The organism is Hymenobacter aranciens, from assembly GCF_030580865.1.
Taxonomy (GTDB): Bacteria; Bacteroidota; Bacteroidia; order Cytophagales; family Hymenobacteraceae; genus Hymenobacter; species Hymenobacter aranciens.
In genome coordinates this window covers 220,844-241,392 of sequence record NZ_JAUQSY010000006.1, presented here as the reverse complement: position 1 = coordinate 241,392, position 20,549 = coordinate 220,844, and the positions used below count along the sequence as shown (strand labels likewise).

Sequence of the window (20,549 nt, the reverse complement as noted above, 5' to 3'; positions counted from 1 at the left end):
CGGATTGCGTAAAATGGGAAAACCGGAGAATTAGTTCGAAGCAGCGCGGCCTACACCGCCTCGAACTGCCGCAAAAACCGCATGTCATTCTCCGTGAACAGACGCAAGTCCTTAATCTGGTATTTGAGCATGGCAATGCGCTCGATGCCCATGCCCCAGGCGTAGCCGGAGTATTTCTCGGAGTCGATTTTGGCGTTGTCGAGCACGGCGGGGTCCACCATGCCGCAGCCGCCGATTTCGACCCAGCCGGAGCCTTTGCAGATGTTGCAGCCCGCGCCCTTACAGATGAGGCAGGTGATGTCAATCTCGGCGCTGGGCTCGGTGAAAGGGAAGAAGCTGGGACGGAACCGGATGTTGATGTCCTGGCCAAACAGCTCCTGCACAAAGTAGTACACCGTCTGCTTGAGGTCGGCGAAGCTCACGCCTTCGTCGATGAAAATGCCCTCCACCTGATGAAACATCATGTGCGCCCGGGCCGAAATGGCCTCGTTGCGGAACACCCGGCCCGGCATCACCCGGCGGATAGGCAGGGGCTCGGTTTCCATCACGCGCACCTGCACGGTGCTGGTGTGGGTGCGCAGCAGGTGCGGCACATCGGGCGCGCCGGAGTCGGCCGCGTCGAGGGGGCTTTTCGCAGCCGGAGCCACAAAAAACGTGTCCTGCATGTCGCGCGCCGGGTGATTATCGGGGAAATTGAGGGCGGTGAAGTTGTGCCAGTCATCCTCGATTTCGGGGCCTTCGGCCACGGCGAAACCGATGCGGGCGAAGACGCGCAGCATTTCCTCGCGCACCAGCGAGAGCGGGTGGCGGGTGCCCAGCGCATTGGGCACCGTGGGCAGGGTGTAGTCGAAATCGGGGTTAGCCGGGGCGTTGTCGGCGGCGGCTTCGAGGGCGGCCTGCTGCTCGTCGAGGCGGGTCTGGGCCAGTTGCTTGAGGGTGTTAAGCTGCTGGCCGACGGCGCGTTTCTCGTCGTTAGGCACGGTTTTGAGCTGCTCAAACAGGTCGGCGATGACGCTGTTCTTGCGCCCCAGGTATTTGATGCGGAAGGCGTCGAGTTGCGCGCTGGTACCCAGGTCGTAAGCGCTGATATCGGCCGCGACGGCGGCAATGGTTTCCTGTAGCATAGACTACAAAGGTACGGCCGGCGGCGCACCCTCCGCCAGCCATTTCGCGTATGCCCCGCCGATGGCCCCAAGCCCAGCCGTGCGGCGCGGGCGGGTTCATCAGCATTCTTTCACCTTTTTTTCGTTTCTCGTTCATGCTTCGCTCCCTGCTTACCGGCCTGCTCGTGGTGCTCACCACCGCATTAGCAGCGGCCCAAACGGCTAACACCACTGCCGCCACGTCCACCACCGTCACCAAAACCACCAAAAAGCCCGCCCGCACCACCGTCAGCACCCGCAGCAGCTCTAGCAAGCGCGTCGCCAAGGCCGGTGCCACCAAAAGCCGCACGGCCGTAGTGCTGCCCGCCAAACCCGAGCAAAAGCCAATGCGCAAAGGCCCTGCCGGCAACGGCGCCACCGGCTCGCGCGCTAGTGCCGATGGTGCCGGCCAGGGCGCCTACGCCGCCCCCGGCGAGGCCATTCAGCCCGCCGCACCCACGGGGCAGTCGTACGACGGCCCGGCCCCACGCCGGGTGAAGTCCGAAAATACACTCGCTCCGTCTTCGTCAAAATAGTGGGTTGAAAAACAGTGCGTTTTCACAAGCAAGCGGCCCGGTTTCGTCAGAAGTCGGGCCGCTTGTTGGTTGCTGAAACGTGAGCGGCCGGAAAAATTGGCACGGTTTCGGAATTACTCCCGACATCCAACCACCAATTATTTTCCGGCCTACCCCATGTTCCGCTCCATTTTTGCCCTCGCCCTGTCGCTGTTCATCGTTGCCGAAGCCAGCGCCCAAACCACCCCCGCCACCGCCAAAAAAGCCACGGCCAAAGCCAACGCCCGCCAGGCCAAGCGCGCCACTAAAAAAGCCGAGCGCGTGGCCCGCAAAGCCACTCCCGCCCCTGCCGTAGCTCAGGCCTCGCTCACCGACGACGGCTGGCCCCCCATCGAACCCGTAGCCGCTGCCCAGGCTCCCGCTCTGCCCGCCGAAACGCCGGTACACCTGCGAGCTGAAGATGTAGTGTATGCCGGCCCCGGTATGGCCGTGAAGGTGCAGCCCAGCCGTCTGCTGCCCTACAGCATTCGCCCGCCGCGCAAGCCCGCCAGCACCGGCACCACGCTCGAGCCTGTGGCGGCCAGTTGGTAAATTCTTTTCAACGCTGCTGTGAAAAATCCCCGTTGGCGCGAGCTGGCGGGGATTTTGGTTGTTGGGACGAGAAAATGTTTGGGGCAGGACAACATTTTTTTGCGTAATTTTATCCGTTATGAAACGCACGATTCTCTTTCTGCTCCTGCTGGGTGGCGTGGCCACTACCGCTGCCGCCCAATCCGGGTGGGAAACCGACAACTCCTGGGGCGCTCCGGCCCCCAAGAAAGCCGCGAAAAAAACGACGCCCGCTGCGGCGCCGACCAAGGCCAAAGCTGATGCTCCGGGTGCCACTGCGCCCGCTGCTGCCCCGGCCGAGGCCCCGGTAGCCGATGCGCCCGCCGCCACTCCTCCCGCCGATGCGGCGGCTGGGGCTAAGCTGGGTGGCGCTCCCGCCCCCCGCGAGCTGGCCAAAGCCGGCGTGTACGTAGCGCCGGGCCAGCCCGTGATTCTGCAAAACGGCCACAGTGCCACCTATGGCGGTTTCGAGAGCCGCGAGGCGCGCGACGAAGCCCGCATGGCCAAAGTGCGGCAGCGCGCCGCCCGCGCCGCCAATATTGCGGCGGCGAAGGCAGCTCCGGCGATGGCGCCGGCTGCCGCCGCGGCCCCCGCCCCAGCGGCCGAGCCCGCCCCGGTAGCAGCCGAGCCGGCTGCTACTCCCGCCACACCAGCTGCCAAAACCGCGGCGCCAACCAAAGCGGCTGCCCCCGCTAAAAAGGCTGCCCCGGCCAAGAAAGACTCAGGTTGGGGCTCGGGTGGTAACTCAGGCTGGTAGTTTTTTGTAATCCATTTTAATCTAACCAACAGCGCCCCCGGCCAGTAATGGCCGGGGGCGCTGTTGGTTATAATAGTAGCGCGGATTGGGTAGTCCGACAGTCAGGACGTTCAACGAACTCCACTCGCGGACTACCCAATCCGCGCTACTGCGTTACGCAGCCTGGGCTTCGTAGTAGAGCGTGCTGCAGTTTTCGGGGCGCAGCACGAGCTCGGCGGCGGCGCGCACGTCGGCCACGCTCACGGCGCGGATGCGGCTGCCTTCTTCGTTGACCAGGTTGGCGTCGCCCTGCAGCTTGCTGTAGGCCAGGTTGAGGGCGCGGTTGAGGAGGTCGATTTCGCCGAAGACGAGGCTGCTTTCGGCCTGGTTTTTTACTTTTTCGAGTTCCTGGGCGTCCACGTCGGCGGCCAGCAGCTCGGCCACTACGGCTTCTACGGCGGCGTCGGCGGCGGCCAGGTCCACGCCCGCGTTGAGCTTGCCGCTGATGACGAGCAGACCGGGGTCGAGCGAGCCGGTGACGGAGGCCGAGATGTTGTTGAACAGCGCTTGCTCCTTCACCAGGCGCTGGTGCAGGCGGCTCGATTTGCCCCGGCCCAGCACGTCGCTCAGCACGTCCACGGCGTAGTAGCGCTGGTCGGCGCGGGCGGGCATGTGGTAGGCTTTGTAGAGGGCCGAGAGGGGCACGGGGGCGCTGGTGCGGGCCTGGCGCGGGGCCGTCTGGGCGGGCTCCTGGGGGAGCTGGCGCTGGTAGGCGGGGCCACCGGGGATGGGGCCAAACCATTTTTCAGCCAGGGCTTGGGCGTCGGCGGTGCTCACGGCGCCGGCCACTACCAGAATGGCATTCTGCGGAGCGTAGTGCTTCTGGAAAAAGCTGCGCACGTCGTCCATCACGGCGTTTTCGATGTGCGCGATTTCCTTGCCGATGGTGTTCCATTGGTAAGGGTGCTGCTGGTAGGCGAGGGGCTTCATCTTGAGCCACACATCGCCGTAGGGCTGGTTGAGGTAGCTCTGCTTGAACTCCTCGACCACCACTTTGCGCTGCACATCAAGGCCGTTTTCGGAGAAGGCCAGGTTGAGCATCCGGTCGCTTTCAAGCCAGAAGCCGGTTTCGATGTTAGTAGCGGGCAGCGAGAGGTAATAGTTGGTAACGTCGCTGCTGGTGAAGGCGTTGTTTTCGCCGCCCACGCGCTGCAGGGGCTCGTCGTAGCTGGGGATGTTCACGGAGCCCGAGAACATGAGGTGCTCAAACAAGTGCGCGAAGCCGGTGTGGTCGGGGCTTTCGTCGCGCGAGCCCACGTCGTACATCACGTTCAGCACGGCCATCGGGGTGCTGAAATCTTCGTGGACGATGCAGCGCAGGCCGTTGGCAAGGGTGAATTCGGAGAAGGAAATCATATTTTCAATGGGCAATTAGCAATGAACAATGAGCAATTAATGATGGTGATGCCGTAATAGCCCGTTTGCAATGACAAATGAACAACAATCAAAACGCGAATTGCTCATTGCCCATTGTTAATTGCTCATTGAAATTAGAAACCGGCGCTCACGCCCAGCAGCCAGGTGCGGGGCACGGGCGTGGCCCCATAGTCGAGCCCGGCTAGGGTGGGGGCGGCTCCGCCACTGCTGATGTTGGGGTCGTAGCCGCGGTAGCTGCTGAGGACGAATAGGTTTTGGCCGCCGGCCCACACGCTGATGTCCTGGGTGGCGGTTTGGCGGAGGCGGTAGGTGAGGGTGAGGGAAGACAGGCGAACGTGGCTGGCGTTTTCGACCAGGTAGTTGGTCTGCGGAACGAAGCCGCCGATGTTGAGCACGTTGGTGGGTGAGCCGGCCACCGGGATGTTCGTGTTGGTATTGGTGCGCGTCCAGCGGTCGAGGGCGGTGGTGGCGCTGTTGAGGTAGCCGCTGGGGGTGTCGAGGTAGCTGAGCTGGTAGTTCACCATCTGGTAGCCAAACATGCCGTCGAGCTGCACGTCGAGGGCCAGGCGGCCCAGGCGCAGCTGCTGGCTGAGGCTGGCCAGCTGCGGCGGAATACCCGTGCCCAGCAGCGCCCGCTGGTAGCCACCATCGCTGGCGGGCACGAACTGCAGGGCGCCGTTGGCATTCAGGCCATTTTGCAGGAAGCCGTAGAATGAGGCCGTGGGCTGGTTGTCGAACTGCGGGCCGAAGACAGTGGGGTTGTCCACCAGCAGGCGGTTGCGGTTGAGGCTGCCCACGAGGCGGGTGCTGCCCTGCAGGCGGCCGCGCTGCCAGTCGGCGGTCAGGGTCAGCTCCAGGCCCAGGTTGCTGATGGTGGCTTCGTCGTACACCACGATGGTGTTCTGCAAGTTGCTGCCGGTGGGGACGCTGAGCGACTGATTTAGTAGGGTGTGGTAGGTACGGCGCTGGTAGCCCACCAGCTGCCCCGAGAGCTGCCCGCTGCGGCTGGCCAGGCGCAGGCCCAGCTCGGCCTGGTTGGTGTATTGCGGCTGCTGGTAGCGCGGCTCGGAGAAGGGCATTCCGGTGTTGAAGCCCGAAATCAGCCGCAGGGGGCCGGAGGTGCCGTAGCCCACCCCGTAGGTGCCGGTGCGGGACGCCCCGGCCCACAGGCGCAGCTCGGCGGCGGGCAGGGCGTGCCGCCAGCTCAGCTGGGCGGCGGGGTAATACTGCGTTTCGAGCGTGCCCCGGTAGCTGGCGTAGCTGAGGCTGGCTTCCACGGTCAGGGCGCTGTCGAGGGTGTAGTGCAGGCGGGCCCAGGGGCGGTGCAGACGCATTTCGCCGGTGGTGCGGTAGTAGCCGTAGCCGCTGAACAGGCTATTGGGAAGGCCATAGCCGGTGTTCGACCACACATCGAGGGCCTGGTACTGGTAATCAAGCTCGGCCCCGACGGCGTGGCGCTGCCCCAGCGGGCGCAGGTAGCGCAAAGCCAGCTGCCCGGCCCACTGGCTGGCGCGGTAGCTCTGGGTGGTGAAGGGCGTGGCGCTGCCGGGCGCAATCAGGCTGTTGTCGCGGCTTTCTACTATGCCCAGGTAGCCGGTGGCGGCCAGCACGGTGCGCTGGAAGTTGGCGCTGGCCTCCAGGGTGAGGTGGGGCAGCACGGTGTAGGTGGCACCCAGCTGCGCCAGCAGGCGGCGGGTGCGCGGGTCGCGGTAGCTGTATTCGGCCCCGGCCAGCGGGTTGGCGAAGTTGAGCGTGGCGCTGGGGGCGAAGCTGTACGAATAAGGTCCGTAGCCGGTGTAGGTGCCGTTGGCAGTGCGCACGGGCTGGTTGGGCGGGGCAAACAGGGCGCCGCGGGTGGGGCTGCCGTCGCCCTGGGTGTAGGGCAGGCGCTGGTCGGTCTGGCCCAGAGCCAGGGTGCCGCGCAGCTGCAGCCGGGTGCCCAGCTGGCGGCCCAGCGCCAGGCGCAGGCCCAGGCGGGTGAGGTCGGAGTTGGCCAGCAGGCCGGCCTGCTGGCGGTAGTCGGCGCTGAGGCGGTAGGTGGTGGCCCCCAGGCTGCCGTCGAAGCTGAGCTGGTGCTGGTGGAGCAGGGCGGGGCGGAAGGTTTCGGCCTGCCAGTCGGTGCCCGCGCCCAGCGCCGTGCTGGGGAAGGGCGTGGCCACCGTATTGCCGAAGCGCCGGAAGCTGGCCTCGTTGGCTAGCTCGGCATACTGGCTGGCATCGAGCAAATCGTAGCGCTGGCGCAGCTGCTGCAGGCCCGCGTAGGCGGAGTAGCGCAGGTGCGGGGCGCGGCCCCCGGTGGCCGGCCGGGTGCGAATGCTGACCACCCCATTGGCCCCCAGCGCCCCGTAGCGGGCCACGGCGGCAGGCCCGGCCAGCACCTCGATGCTCGCCACGCTTTCCGGCGGCAGCAGCTGCAGCGGGTTGGCCCCGATTTCGGCCTGCTGCTCGGCGAAGTTGGCCTGGAAGCTATTGTCGGCCCGGTACTGCCGGATGGAGAAGGCCCCCAGCACGGCCCAGCCCTGGCCGGGCGTGAGGTCGTCGTTGAGCGCGGGCAGGCCGTCAATCACATACAGCGGCTGGCCGAGGCCCTGGGCCGTGTTGGCGCCCCGAATACGCACCACCTGGCCGCTGCCGGGCGCGCCGTCGTAGGGCGTCACCTGCACGCCGGCCACGGTGCGCAGCTGGTCCTGGATGGTGAGGAAGGGCCGGGCGGGCTGCGCCTGGCCATTGAGCAGCAAAGTGCCGCCGGGGGTGGGGGCGGCGGCCAGCGAATCGGGCAGCAGGCCCCGGAAGGGCGGGCGCGGCCGGGCGGTGTCGGCGGGGGCCTGGGCGACGGCGGTGCCGGCCGTTAGCAATAAGAGAAACGCAAAGTAGGGGTGGGCCATACGCTGGGGTAGAAAGCAGCCGCGAAGGTAAGGCCGCCTGCTGCCGCCGGCCCGGGCTTAGTGCAGCACTACGCGCCGCGTCAGCGCCGGGCCGGTGGCGGGCCGGAGCCGCAGGGTGTACACGCCGGCGGGCAGGCCGGTGGTGGGCACCGCTACCTGGGCAGGCAGGGCCTGCTGCCGCACCACCTGGCCCAGAGAGTTGAGCAGCTCGGCCTGGGCGGGGCCGAAGCCGGCGGGCAGCCGCACGGTAAACTGCGCCTGGGCAGGATTGGGATAAATATCGACGACGGTGGCGGCCGCGGTGGCGGCGGCGGTGGGGAAGCTATTCAATAGCACCGAGACGGTGGTGCTGCGGTAGTTGCTGGTCACGGCATCGGGGCGGCCGTCGCCGTTCACATCGCCCAGGGCTATGCTGAAGGGGCCCAGGTCGCCGCTGGAGTAGGTGACGACGGCGCCGAACGTGCCCGGCTGGCCCGGCAGGCCGAGCAGCACGCCCACCGAGCCGGGGTCGGGCGCGGCGCCCTCATTGCCCACCACAATGTCGGCGCGGCCGTCGCCGCTCACGTCGCGCACGGCCAGGTAGCCGGGGTAGCGGCCGCCGCTGGAGTAGCTGGTGGCGGCCCCGAAGGCCCCGGGCAGGCTGGCCTGGTTGAGCAGCACCAGCACGGCGTCGGTGTAGCTGTCGGCGGCCAGGATGTCCAGGCGGCCGTCGCCGTTCACGTCGTGCAGCACCACATCGGCGGGGCCGGAGGCGACGTAGGTGGTGGGGGCGCTGAACTGAGCCGCCTGCGGCGCGGTGCTCAGCAGCACGCCGATGCCCCCGCCGCCAAAGCTGCCCGTCACGATGTCGGGGCGGCCGTCGCCGTTCACGTCGCCCAGGGCCACGCCGGTGAGGCGGCTGACGCCCCCGTCGAAGGTAGCCACGGCGCCAAAGGTGCCGGGCAGCCCGGCCTGGTTGAGCAGCACGCCCACCCGGCCCGTCACGAAGTCGCCCGTCACGATGTCGGGGCGGCCGTCGCCGTTCACGTCGCCCAGGGCCACGGTGGTAGGCTGGGTGCCCCCGCTGCCGTAGGAAGTGGGCGGGGCGAAGGTGGCCGACTGCGGGGCCAGGCTCAGGAGCACGCTCACGTTGCCCCCCGCCGCATTGGCCGTCACAATGTCGGGGCGGCCGTCGCCGTTCACGTCGCCCAGGGCAATGCCGCGCGGCTGCCCGCCCCCGGTGGGGCAGCGCAGCGGTGTGCCAAAGGTGCCCGCGGCTGCGGGCTGGTTGAGCAGCACACTGATGGCGGCTCCGCTTTGGTTGCCCGCCACAATGTCGGCGAGGCCATCGCCGTTCACATCGCCGAGCACCACTTTGGCCGGCAGGTTGCTGCCGCAGGGATAGGGCGTGCCGGGGGCAAAGCCGGTTTGGGCCAGGGCCGGGGCCGCCGGGGCCAGCAGCAAGGCCAGCAGGAGGCGGCCGCTGCGGAGCCGGGCCGCGCAGGAGTAGGGAAGGAGCATGCGGATAGGAAAAGCCGGGGAAACTGCGACGCAAGCGGCAGGCCGACAAATATAAGGTGGTTTGTGAGGCCCGGTGATGGGGCGGGCCACCGGGGCCGACAGCCTCAGCAGTAGCGGCTCCAAAAAAAATATTTTGGCTGCCGGAGCGCAAGCCGTGCCGCCTAAAACGCGGCGCACGCTGCGGCCAGGGCCATTTTGGTGCGGCGGGGCCACCGGGCGGGGCCGCCGGGGGCGGGCGCGGTTAGTACATATATCAGATTCTTTTCCCACTTTCGGGCCGGCAATTTAACGCCGCTAACAACTAACCCTTAACCCCCTACCCCATGGCTGCCATTTACGCCGACAAGTACGACAACCACTTTCTCAACATCGAGTGCGGGCGCAAGCGCTTCACCGATTTTGCCACCTACACCCTCAATGCCCTGGAGGTGCCCGGCATGCCGGCGCTGCTGGCCGCCCTGGCCACGCCGCTGCGCACGGTGCTGGCCTCGTTTAGCGACAAAGTGGTGGCGCGCGTGGGCACCGACGGCAGCACCCAGGACAACACGGCCGACGAAGACGACCGGTGGGATGACATCCAGGAGTTCATCACTGAAACCGATGTGAAGGTGGTACGGCCCGCGTTCTACAAAAAGTCGGGCCTCGACAAGATTTACCCCAATAAGCTCAGCGGCCTCACCCAATCGAAAAAGCCCGACCGCCTCACCAACTTCGAAGCCTACGTGAAGGCCCTGGAAGCGGCCAAAGAGCAGCTGACCGACGCCCCCGGCAAGGCCGCCCGCCAGCTGCTGGAAGACTACCGCAAAGTGGCCATCACCAAAGACCAGGGCGAAAGCCAGGAGGCTACCCTCATCGAGCTGCTGGGCCCCGAGGCCGACGACCTGTGCTGGGCCTTGTGGGATGTGCACTGCACGGGCCTGCAGGTGTATTCGCGCCAGCCTGACCAGGCGGCGGCCTTGTTCAACTATGGCATTCTGCCGCGTAAAAAACGGCCTTCGAAGAAGAAAGCAGCCTAACGCCTGCCGGACACGCCCGGTGCCCTCGTCACGGGGGTAACGGGCTTACCGGACACGTCCGGTGCCCTCGTCACGGGGGTAACGGGCTTACCGGACGTGTCCGGTGCCTCACTCACGGGGGTAGCGGGCTTACCGGACGTGTCCGGTGCTTCCCTCACGGGGGTAGCGGGCTTACCGGACACGTCCGGTGCTTCCCTCACGGGGGTAGCGGGCTTACCGGACGTGTCCGGTAAGCCCGCTACCCCCGTAGCTTTTCAGGCGGCCATTCGGGTGGTACTCCCAGCCAGGCAATGCCTGCCTTGGTGCGTTGGGGAAGGAGGAGACGCTGCATGCACCCGCAAATTGCCGGCCGCTTATTATGTTTGCTCTCACCATTTATCTTCTCACCATTATTCCCTTACCGCTTATGCATAGTTCTACTCTGCAACCCGGCCGCCGGACCCGCCGCTGGCTGCTGGCGCTGGCCGCCACGCTGGGCCTGGCCACGGCCGCCCAGGCCCAGGCCCCGGCCAACGACGACCCCTGCGGGGCCGTAACCCTCACGCCCCAGGGCAGCCTCTGCACGGCGCCCACCGTGAGCACCAACCTCAACGCCACTACCACCGTGCCCAACGGCTACGGCAACACGGGCAACCCGCGCGATGTGTGGTTTAAGTTCACGACGGCGGCCACGGGGCCGGCCAGCTTCGGGGCCACCATCACCGTGAATGGCAACCCGGCCACGTTCGTGCAGCTGTTTGAGGCCACCTCGTGCGCGGGGCCGTTCACGCCGGTGGCCTTCTCGTCGTCGAACCAGGCCAACACCACCGCCCCGCGCCTGGTAACGGGCCTGCTGGTGCCCAGCACCACGTACTACGTGCGGGTGTCGGGCAACCCGTCGTTCAACGACGCGACCGGGCCATTTACCATCTGCGTGAGCGACGGACCGGGCACCGCCACCTGCGCGCCCATCAGCATCAACAGCGTGACGCAAACGGCCCCCGGCACGCTGGCGGTGGTCTTCACGCCGGGCCGCAACAACGTGGGACCCTACACCTACCGCTTCACGGGCAACGGTGGCAACCCCATTACGGGCACTACGGCGGGCTCGCCCTTCACCATCACGGGCGCGCCGCTGGGGCCCTACACGCTCACCATCAGCGGCAGCTGCCCCAGCGGCGGCCAGGCCACCGGCGGCACCAACAGCACCCTGAACGTCATCAACGACGAGGCCTGTGGCGCTATTCAGCTGCCCTTTAGCGGGGCCACCACCTGCGCCACCCCCACCACCGGCAACTTTGGCTGGGCCACCGGCTCGGGCTTCGGCGCGCCCACCAGCAGCTGCTTCGTGGGCGGCACCCAGGCCGCCGACGACGTGTGGTACCGCGTGACGACCACCGCCAGCGGCCCTGGCAGCACCAGCCTCACCCTCACCCTGACGGGCGGCGGCGTAGCCGCGCTGCGCCTGCTGCGCGGAACGAACTGCAGCCCCAACCTGCTGTCGGAGGTAAGCTGCATGTCGGGCCTGGGCCTGCCCACCGTGCCGCCGCTCACCGCCACCGGCCTCAGCCCCAGCACCACCTACTACGTGCAGGTGGTCGAGAACGAGAACTCCCCCACCAGCAACTTTACGCTCTGCGCTACGGCTCCGGTGAGCTGCGCCCCGCCGTCCAACTTCCGGGTGGGCATTGCCACGAGCAACACCCTGCCGATATTCTTCTCGCCCGGCCTCGGCAACACCAGCTACACCCTCACCTACACGCCGCTGGGCGGCCAAACCCAAACGGTGACCTTCACCGGCCTGCCCTACACGCTCACCAACGTGCAGCCCGGCACACCCTACACCCTCACGCTGACGGGCAACTGCAGCGGCGGCCAGGTGTCGACGGCCGTCACCACGCCCGGCGCCACGCTCATCACCAACAACGAGCCCTGCGGCGCCACCGCCCTGACGATGTCGCCGGCCTGCACGCCCACGGCCGGCACCACCACCGGCGCCACCGCCACCCCCACCAATGGCTATTCGAGCCAGGGCTGCGGCTTCGGCACCAGTTCCGACGTGTGGTACACCTTTACCACCGCCGCCAGCGGCCCCGCCAGCACGGCCGCCGTGCTCACCGTGGGCAATGGCGTGAGCAAGCAGGTGCGGGTGTTCTCGGCCGCGTCCTGCAACGGGCCCTTCACCCAGGTGGCCTGCGCCGCCTCGGTGCCCGGCACCAACGCCACCAACCAGAACCCGGTGCCGCTGCTGCCCCTCACCGGCCTGCTGCCCGGCACCACCTACTACGTGAGCGTGGGCGAAGGCAATTACTTCGGCCTGCCCAACTTCACCATTTGCGTGGCCGAGCCCCCCGCCTGCCCCAATCCCGGCACGCCGGCCATCGGCAGCATCACGGCCACCAGCGCCAGCCTGAACTTCACCGCCCCGGCCGGCAACACGAGCTACCTCGTGACCACCCAGGCCGCCGGCGGCGCCGTCAGCACCCTGAGCCCGGCGCCCACGGCCGCGCCGGTGGCCCTCACGGGCCTGCAGTCCGGCACCAGCTACACCGTTACGCTGCAGAGCGTGTGCCCCGCCGGCCTGGGCTCGGTGTACACCCTCACCTTCCGCACACTGGCCGCCAATGACGAGTGCGCCACCGCCACGCCCATCCCCAGCATCGGGGTGAGCACCTGCGGCACGCCCGTGAGCAGCACCAACGCTGGCGCTACCGGCAGCACCGGCGTGCCCGCGCCCACCTGCGCCAGCTACAGCGGGGCCGATGTGTGGTTCAGCCTCGTGGTGCCCGCCAACGGCATTCTGCAGGTGGAAACCGGCGCCGGTACTGGCACCACCATGAACGATACCGGCCTGGCCCTGTACAGCGGCACCTGCGGCGCCCTCACGCTGCTGGGCTGCGACGACGACTCCGGCACCGGCGCCTTCTCGCTGCTGCGCCGCACCGGCCTGGTGCCCGGCAGCACCATCTACGCCCGCGTGTGGGGCCTCGGCGGCCGCACCGGCGACTTCACCATCTGCGCCCAGACCGACGTGAGCTGCCCGGCCGTCACCAACCTGGCCGTGAGCAACCTCACCAGCACCAGCGGCACGGTCAGCTTCACGGGCCCCACCAACGGCACCAGCTACCTGGTAACCTACACGCCCACCGGCGGCACCGGCACCACCATCACCGCCCCCAGCTCGCCGGTGCAACTCACCGGCCTCACGGCCAACACGCCCTACTCGGTGTGCGTAGTGGCCGACTGCGGCAGCGGCCAGCAGTCCGTTTCCACCTGCGTTAACTTCAGCACCACCGAGCCCTGCCCGGCCGTGACCAACCTGAGCGTGGCCGCCACGGCCACGGCCACCGCCACCCTCAGCTTCACGCCCCAGACGGCGGCCACCGGTGGCTACACCATCACGCTCACGCCGCTGGCCGGCGGCGCGCCGGTGGTGCGCACCGTCAGCAGCTACCCCGTGCAGCTCACCAGCCTGGTGCCCAATGCCGGCTACTCGGTGAGCGTGGTGAGCAACTGCGGCGGCGGGCTCAGCTCGGCCCCGGCCACCTTCAGCTTCCTCAACACGCGCTACTGCACCACGGGCCTGTCGGGTAGCTGCTCGCCGGCCATCACCAACGTGCGCATTGCCACCACCACGCTCAACAACACCAGCACCTGCGCCGTGGTCGCCAACAATGCCTACGCCAGCTTCCCGGCCACCGGCAGCGCCACGGCCAGCCTGCTGCCCGGCCAGAGCTACCAGCTCAGCGTGACCCCCACCGACGCCAGCGACCTCTCGGCCTGGTTCGACTATGACCACGACGGTACCTTCGCCCCGGGCGAGCACATTCAGGTGGCCCTGGGCGCCGCGGCCAACCTGCCGGCCGTGTACAGCTTCACCGTGCCCACGTCGGCCACGCCCGGCCTGGTAGCCATGCGCATCCGCAGCCGCATTGCCGGCAGCCAGAACGGCCCCACCGATGCCTGCACTTCCTTCGCCACGGGCGAGGCCGAGGACTACCTGCTCACCATTCTGGACCCCACCGGCGTGCGCGAAAGCGCCCTGGCGGCCCAGGTGAAGCTGTACCCGAATCCCGCTACCACGGCCGCCACGCTGCTGCTGCCCGCCAGCCTCAGCCAGCGTTCGGTAGTAGTCAGCCTCTACAACAGCCTCGGCCAGCAGGTGCGTCAGCAGCCTCTGCCCGCCCGCGCCACCGAAGTCCAGCTCGACCTGGGTGGCTTGGCCCGCGGCGTTTACTCGTTGCACCTGCCCACCGCTGCCGGCCTCGTGGTGAAGCGCTTGGTGGTAGAATAGGCTGCGCAGCCGCTGCCTGCTCTGGCAGTAGTCTCATCAGTCAAAAAGCCTCCGACCCATTGGGTCGGAGGTCTTTTGCTGATAGCTCCGTGCCAGCGATGGCTTGTGAGCGGTAATTATCAGGTTTGCCGCCACATCTTATCATTTCACCTCTATTTTTTCAACGCCTATGAAAACCTTTACTTCACTGGTAGGCCGCACAGCCTGGCGCAGCCTGCTGACGCTGGCCACCGGCCTGGGGCTGACCGCCGCCGCCCACGCCCAGGCGCCGGCCAACGACAACCCCTGCGGGGCCACGGTGCTCACGGCGCAGGGGGCGCTGTGTACGGCGCCCGTCGTCAGCACCAACGCGGGCGCCACCACCACCGCACCCAATGGCTACGCCAACCCCTCGGCCACCCAGGGCAGCTGCGGCGGCGGGGCCGCGCCCAAAGACGTGTGGTTCACGTTCATGACGGCGGCGACCGGGCCGGCCAGCTTCGGCGCAGCCCTGACGGTGACGGGCAACCCCGCCGGCACGGTGCGGGTGTACGCGGCCGCTTCGTGCAACGGTCCTTTCACTGAAGTGCAGTGTAGCGCCTCGGGTCAGGCCAACACCGTGGCCCCGCGCCTGACCACCGGCGCCCTGCAGCCCAGCACCACGTACTATGTGCAGGTGGCCGGCGCGGCCGACTCGGACCCCACCGGAGCCTTCACCATCTGCCTCACCGATGGGCCGGGCCTGCCCACTTGTGGCGTGCCGGTGCTGGGCACGCCCACCTACGCCTCGCCTACCACGGCCACCATCCCGCTCACGCCGGGCGCCAACAACACCTTCCCTGTAACGTTGCTGGTGACCGGCCCGGCGGGCTTCAGCCAGACGACCACCGCCGCCGCCGGCCCGCTGCAACTGACTGGCCTCACCCAGGGCACCACCTATACGGTGCAGGTGACGGCCCCCTGCGCCGCCAGCGGGCAGACGGCGGCGCCCGTCAGCACCACCATCCGCACGCCCACGCGCTACTGCAGCACCGGCCTGGGCGGCAGCTGCAACGGGGCCGTGATTACGGACGTGGAAATCGTGAACAGCAGCCTGCACAACCTCAGCCAGAACCCCGCCTGCCAGTCCGGGGCCTACGCCAACTTTCCGGTGGCGGGCATCACTACCGCCACGTTGCAGCCCGGCGCCCCCTATCAGCTCAGCGTGAAAACGACCAGCACCGGCACCGGCGACCCCGTGGCCGCCTGGCTCGACTTCAACCAGAACGGGGTGTTTGAAGCCAACGAGAACATTGTGCCCGCCGGTCTGGCCAACCAGTTTAACGCCCTCGTGGCCACCTTCCAGGTGCCGCTGGGTACGCCGGCCGGCCCCACCGGGCTGCGGGTGCGCTCGGCCCAGGCCGGCCTCACGGTGCTGGGGCCGGGCGCAGCATGCGCCGAGGTGCTCACGGCCGGCGAAACGGAGGACTACACTGTGACCATCGGTACCCAGGCCAGCTGCCCCACGCCCGCCAACCTGGCCGTGACCAACCTGACTCCCACCACGGCCACCGTGAACTTTACGCCCGTGCCCGGCGCGGTGAACTATACACTCACGTATTCGAGCTTCGTGGCGCAGCCTGCCCCAGTTACCCTGCTCGTGACCGGCTCGCCGGTGCAGCTCACGGGCCTGATTGGTAATTCGCTTACTACCATCAGCCTCGTCACGAACTGCGGGCCGGGGCAGGTATCGGTTCCGGCCACTACCACTGTGCAACAGCCCATCGGCATTCCTACCAACGATGAGTGCGCCAACGCCCAGCTGCTGGCTACCGGCCCCAACCCGGTGCCCGTGACCGGCAGCACCAACTTCGGCACCGTCACATCGCCCAACCCCACGCCGCCAACCGTCTGCGCCACGCCCGTGACGCAGGATGTGTGGTACCGCTTCGTGGCCACCCAGTCCGCCCACAACGTGGTGGTAGCCATCGACCCGGCCGGTTCGGTGCTGGTAGAGGCCTTTGCTGGCACCTGCGCCAGCTTTCTGCGCCTGGGCTGCACCCGGCAGGTGGGCAGCGGCAGCGGCGGCGGGATAGCCAACACCCTGACGCTGCCTTTGACTAACCTGACGCCCGGCCAGACCTACTACCTGCGCCTGGGCCAGACCATAGCCACAGTGTACGCCTACGGTTTCAACATTTCGGTGCAAAACGCCGGGCCCGCGTATTGCACCACCGGTCTGGGCGGCAGCCCCACCTGCGCCGGCCCCAGCCTGCGCCGCACGGCCATCGTGGGCACCACCCTCAACAACCTTAACCCCACCTGCCAACCTGTGAATGGCGGCAACTACAACACGCTGGCCGCTGATGGGGCCACCACCGCCACCCTCGCGGCCGGGCAAGCCTACCAGCTGCAAGCTACCCTCAGCAACGGCCCCGCCGATGTGTCGCTGTGGATTGACTACAACCAGAACTTCGTGTTTGAGGCCAGCGAGCACACCCAGGTGGCCCTGGCCGCCACGGGCGGCGTGCAGGCCAGCTTTACAGTGCCGGCTGGCGCGCTGGCCGGCAACACCCGCCTGCGCCTGCGCACCCGCGCCGCGGGTGCCGGCAACGGCCCCACCGATGCCTGCACCAACTTCGGCAGCACCGGCGAAACCGCTGACTACACTGTGACCATCGTGACTACCACAACCCCGCCCGCGCCCTGCGCCGCGCCGGGCAGCATCACCGTCGGCAGCCTCACGGCTACCACGGCCACGGTCAGCTTTGCGGCACCAGCCGGCAGCACCGGCTACGTGGTGCAGTACCAAACCGCCCAGCTGCCCCTGCAAACCCTGACGCCCGCGCCTACCAGCTCGCCCTTCGTGCTCACGGGGCTGGCGCCGGGGCAGCCCTACACGGTGTGCATCAGCAGCACCTGCGCTACCGGCGGGCCCTCGGCCCCGGTGTGCTCGGCCAGCTTCACGCCGCCCGCCTCGGCCGCCTGCGTGGCCCCGACCAACGTGTTTGCCACGGCCCTCAGCCCCAGCACGGCCACTGTGGTGTTCGTGCCGGGCAGCGGCAGCAGCGCCGTGAGCTACACCGCCACGGCGGTACCGGCTGGGGGAGGCACCGTTGTCATGGGCACGGCAGCGGCCAGCCCCCTGGCCCTCACGGGGCTGGCACCCGGCACCACCTACACCGTCACGGTGGTAGCCAACTGCGCTGGCAACACTGCCTCGACCGCCGTCCTGTCCACGAACGTGCTTAGCACGCCGCTGAGCAGCCAGGCGGCGGCGCTGGCGGCCCAGCTCAGCTTCAGCCCCAACCCCGCCCAGCGTAGCGTGGTGCTGCAGGTGCCGGCCAGTGCCGGCCGCCCCGCCGGCCAGGTGCTGCTGCGCAACAGCCTGGGCCAGCTGGTGCAGCAGCACCCGCTGCCCGCCGCCAGCACCCAACTGGAACTCGACCTGAGCCAGCTGCCCGCTGGCGTGTATCTGGTGCAGCTGCAGGCCGGGCCACTTACGGCAGGCAAGCGCTTGGTGGTGGAGTAGGCTGCTTTGGTCTGCATCAAAAAATCCCCCGGCCGTCTGGCCGGGGGATTTTTTCTTTCTAACGTTCCGGCCTTGCTTGAAAGCCCGGGTGCAGGTACACGTTGAGCGTGGCCCCCAGCCAGCGGTGCTTGTATTCGTCGCGGGTGGCGGCGCCGGCCGGCGAGTAGCGGGTGCGCACCAGGTCGGGTGTCAGGCTGAAGCGGTAGGTGAGGGCCAGGGTGGTTTCGTAGCGGCCCAGGGGCAGCACGCGCACTTCCACGCCGGTGAGCAGGGTGGCTTCCACAGCGCGGGTGGCATAGCTGTAGCTCTGGTCGGTAGGCACGCGCTGCCCGGCCAGCCAGAATGTGGGGCCGGCCCCCACGAGGAGGTGAAACCAGTCCTTGTCGGGGTCGGTGCGCAGGTAAAGCGGTACGAACAGCGCCAGGTTGTTGGCGTCGGCGGGCTGCCAGGGCCGGGCCGTGCGGCGCTCCAGCAGCGCATCGAGCTGAATAGAGCTAAAGAAGTTGGCCCGCTCGGGCCGGTAGGCCAGGCTCAGGCCGCCGGTGAAAGCCGTGAAGGTGGGCGGCGCCTCGGTGTTGTTGATGTAGCCTATGCCGCTACCCAGCTTCAGGCCAATCTTGTACGGCGCCGGGTGGCCGGGCCGGAAGCCGCCGCCCGGGGCGGTAGAAATGCCAGGGCCGAGGGCTAGCGCCGGGCCCGCGCCCAGCAGGTAAAAAGCACAGAGTAAGGGTCGAATCATAGCAGGGCCGCTGGCCTTCCCGGCCAGCGGCCGCAAGGTACGTGCCTCGCAGGCGAGTCGGATTGCCCACGCGCTGGCCCAAGCCTGCCTCTTACCTTTGCCCTCCCATCCATTTCTGTTGCCACCCACCCTCATGACCTTCGACCGGAAAGACTACGCCAACGACACCCTGCTGCACCTCTACCGCGAGCTGCTCAAGCCCCGCCTCATCGAGGAAAAAATGCTCATCCTGCTGCGCCAGGGCAAGGTGAGCAAGTGGTTTTCGGGCATCGGGCAGGAAGCCATTTCCGTAGGCAGCACTCTGGCCCTGGAGGCCGACGAGTACATCCTGCCCCTGCACCGCAACCTGGGTGTGTTTACAGGCCGGCAGGTGCCGCTGGGCCGCCTTTTTGCGCAATGGCAGGGCAAGCGCACCGGCTACACCAAGGGCCGCGACCGTAGCTTCCACTTCGGCACCAACGAGCACCACATCGTGGGCATGATTTCGCACCTCGGCCCGCAGCTGGCCGTGGCCAACGGCATCGCTCTGGCCGACGTGCTCGATAACAAGCCCAAAGTCACCATCACCTACTCCGGCGACGGCGGCGCCAGCGAAGGCGACTTCCACGAGGCTCTCAACGTGGCCGCCGTGTGGCAGCTGCCCGTTATTTTCATCATTGAGAATAACGGCTACGGCCTCAGCACGCCCTCCAACGAGCAGTTCCGCTTCAAGTCGTTCATCGACAAAGGCCCCGCCTACGGCATGGAGGCCGTGCAAGTAGACGGCAACAACATCCTCGAAGTGTTCGACACCGTGCACCGCCTGGCCCAGGACCTGCGCCAGAACCCCCGTCCGGTGCTGCTGGAGGCCCTCACCTTCCGCATGCGCGGCCACGAAGAAGCCAGCGGCACCAAGTACGTGCCCCAGAGCCTGATGGAAGAGTGGGCCAAGAAAGACCCCGTCGAGAACTACGAAAAGTGGCTGATGGAGGAAAACATCCTCACCGAAACCGCCAAGCACAGCATCCGCGAAAAAATCAAGGGCGAAATCGAAGCCGGCCTCAAGGAGGCTGACGCCGTGCCCATGCCCACCGCCGATGTGCAGGAGGAAATTGCGGATATGTACCGCTCTTTCAGCCCCAACACCGAAAACCAAACACCCGATACCGAAAATCAAGCCCGCGAAATCCGCTTCATCGACGCCATCCAGGAAGGCCTGCGCCAAAGCATGGAAAAGTACCCCGAGCTGGTCCTCATGGGCCAGGACATCGCCGACTACGGCGGGGTATTCAAAATCACCGACGGCTTTGTGGCGCAGTTCGGCAAGGCGCGGGTGCGCAACACGCCCCTGTGCGAGTCGGCCATTGTGGGCGCAGGCTTGGGTTTGAGCATCAAGAAGAAGAAGGCGATGGTCGAAATGCAGTTTGCCGACTTCGTGACCTGCGGCTTCAACCAGATTGTGAATAACCTGGCCAAAAGCCACTACCGCTGGGGCCAGAACGCCGACGTGGTGGTGCGCATGCCCACCGGCGCCGGCACTGCCGCCGGCCCCTTCCACTCCCAGAGCAACGAGGCCTGGTTTACCCACACCCCCGGCCTGAAAGTGGTGTACCCCTCGAACCCGCACGACGCCAAAGGCCTGCTCTGCGCCGCCTTCGAAGACCCCAACCCGGTGATGTACTTCGAGCATAAGCTGCTCTACCGCAGCCTCACCGGCCCCGTGCCCGAGGCGTACTACACCACGCCCATCGGCCAGGCCGTGCTGGCGCAGGAGGGCGACGAGCTGAGCGTCATCACCTACGGCATGGGCGTGCACTGGGCCCAGCAGCTTTGTAAGGAGCTCAATATCTCGGCCGACGTGCTCGACCTGCGCACCCTGCTGCCCTGGGACCAGGAGGCCGTGCGCCGCACCGTGGAGAAAAACGGCCGCGTGCTGGTGCTGCACGAAGACACCCTCACGGGCGGCTTGGGCGGCGAAATCGCTGCCTGGATTGGCGAGCATTGCTTCAGCAGCCTCGATGCGCCGGTGCGTCGCGTGGCCTCGCTCGATACCGCCATCCCGTTTGCCCCGCCGCTGGAGTCGGCCTTCCTGCCCCAGCAGCGTCTGCGCGAGCAGCTGGTGGCGCTGCGCAATTATTAGTCGTCGGCCTCTGCGTCCTCTGCGAAGCCTTTCGCGTCCTCTGCGGGAGGCTTCGTAAGCACGACTCCCGGCCCGATAATTGCGCCGT

Annotated in this window: 12 protein-coding genes; 7 read left to right on the top strand and 5 right to left on the bottom strand. The window is 67.4% G+C overall.

Going from position 1 to position 20,549, the window contains the following annotated elements:
• Positions 1 to 50 precede the first annotated feature (50 nt).
• Positions 51 to 1,124 carry a phenylalanine--tRNA ligase subunit alpha gene (gene pheS, locus Q5H93_RS10695; protein WP_305006520.1) on the bottom strand — a complete coding sequence of 358 codons (1,074 nt, stop codon included), beginning with the start codon at positions 1,122 to 1,124 and terminating at the stop codon, positions 51 to 53.
• 134 nt (positions 1,125 to 1,258) lie between these two features.
• On the opposite strand from pheS, the gene Q5H93_RS10690 reads away from it, so the two are divergent.
• From Q5H93_RS10690 to Q5H93_RS10680, 3 genes are all read left to right on the top strand, one after another.
• Complete coding sequence (locus Q5H93_RS10690; protein ID WP_305006519.1) at positions 1,259 to 1,678, top strand: hypothetical protein; 420 nt, start codon at positions 1,259 to 1,261, stop codon at positions 1,676 to 1,678.
• 156 nt (positions 1,679 to 1,834) lie between these two features.
• The gene (locus Q5H93_RS10685; protein ID WP_305006518.1) at positions 1,835 to 2,248 is read left to right on the top strand and encodes a hypothetical protein; all 414 of its coding nucleotides are present in this window, start codon (positions 1,835 to 1,837) and stop codon (positions 2,246 to 2,248) included.
• A gap of 118 nt (positions 2,249 to 2,366) precedes the next feature.
• Positions 2,367 to 3,023 carry a hypothetical protein gene (locus Q5H93_RS10680; RefSeq protein WP_305006517.1) on the top strand — a complete coding sequence of 219 codons (657 nt, stop codon included), beginning with the start codon at positions 2,367 to 2,369 and terminating at the stop codon, positions 3,021 to 3,023.
• A 153-nt stretch (positions 3,024 to 3,176) separates the two neighbouring features.
• On the opposite strand, the gene Q5H93_RS10675 is transcribed toward Q5H93_RS10680, so the two are convergent.
• The 3 genes from Q5H93_RS10675 to Q5H93_RS10665 form a co-directional block, all read right to left on the bottom strand.
• Positions 3,177 to 4,418 carry a M16 family metallopeptidase gene (locus tag Q5H93_RS10675; protein WP_305006516.1) on the bottom strand — a complete coding sequence of 414 codons (1,242 nt, stop codon included), beginning with the start codon at positions 4,416 to 4,418 and terminating at the stop codon, positions 3,177 to 3,179.
• 134 nt (positions 4,419 to 4,552) lie between these two features.
• The gene (locus Q5H93_RS10670) at positions 4,553 to 7,324 is read right to left on the bottom strand and encodes a TonB-dependent receptor plug domain-containing protein (RefSeq protein WP_305006515.1); all 2,772 of its coding nucleotides are present in this window, start codon (positions 7,322 to 7,324) and stop codon (positions 4,553 to 4,555) included.
• A gap of 57 nt (positions 7,325 to 7,381) precedes the next feature.
• Complete coding sequence (locus Q5H93_RS10665; RefSeq protein ID WP_305006514.1) at positions 7,382 to 8,824, bottom strand: T9SS type A sorting domain-containing protein; 1,443 nt, start codon at positions 8,822 to 8,824, stop codon at positions 7,382 to 7,384.
• A 323-nt stretch (positions 8,825 to 9,147) separates the two neighbouring features.
• Between Q5H93_RS10665 and Q5H93_RS10660 the strand changes: the two genes are divergently transcribed.
• The 3 genes from Q5H93_RS10660 (at position 9,148) to Q5H93_RS10650 (ending at position 17,603) form a co-directional block, all read left to right on the top strand.
• Entirely contained in the window at positions 9,148 to 9,840 is a 693-nt protein-coding gene (locus Q5H93_RS10660; protein WP_305006513.1) for a hypothetical protein, read from the top strand.
• A 406-nt stretch (positions 9,841 to 10,246) separates the two neighbouring features.
• The gene (locus tag Q5H93_RS10655) at positions 10,247 to 14,113 is read left to right on the top strand and encodes a fibronectin type III domain-containing protein (protein ID WP_305006512.1); all 3,867 of its coding nucleotides are present in this window, start codon (positions 10,247 to 10,249) and stop codon (positions 14,111 to 14,113) included.
• A gap of 169 nt (positions 14,114 to 14,282) precedes the next feature.
• Complete coding sequence (locus tag Q5H93_RS10650) at positions 14,283 to 17,603, top strand: GEVED domain-containing protein (RefSeq protein WP_305006511.1); 3,321 nt, start codon at positions 14,283 to 14,285, stop codon at positions 17,601 to 17,603.
• A gap of 58 nt (positions 17,604 to 17,661) precedes the next feature.
• Here the strand turns inward: Q5H93_RS10650 and Q5H93_RS10645 are convergent, their stop codons facing one another.
• Positions 17,662 to 18,342 (bottom strand): hypothetical protein, encoded by a 681-nt coding sequence (locus Q5H93_RS10645; protein ID WP_305006510.1) that lies wholly within the window; start codon positions 18,340 to 18,342, stop codon positions 17,662 to 17,664.
• Between the two features lie 133 nt (positions 18,343 to 18,475).
• On the opposite strand from Q5H93_RS10645, the gene Q5H93_RS10640 reads away from it, so the two are divergent.
• Positions 18,476 to 20,461 (top strand): alpha-ketoacid dehydrogenase subunit alpha/beta, encoded by a 1,986-nt coding sequence (locus Q5H93_RS10640; RefSeq protein ID WP_305006615.1) that lies wholly within the window; start codon positions 18,476 to 18,478, stop codon positions 20,459 to 20,461.
• Positions 20,462 to 20,549: the final 88 nt, after the last annotated feature.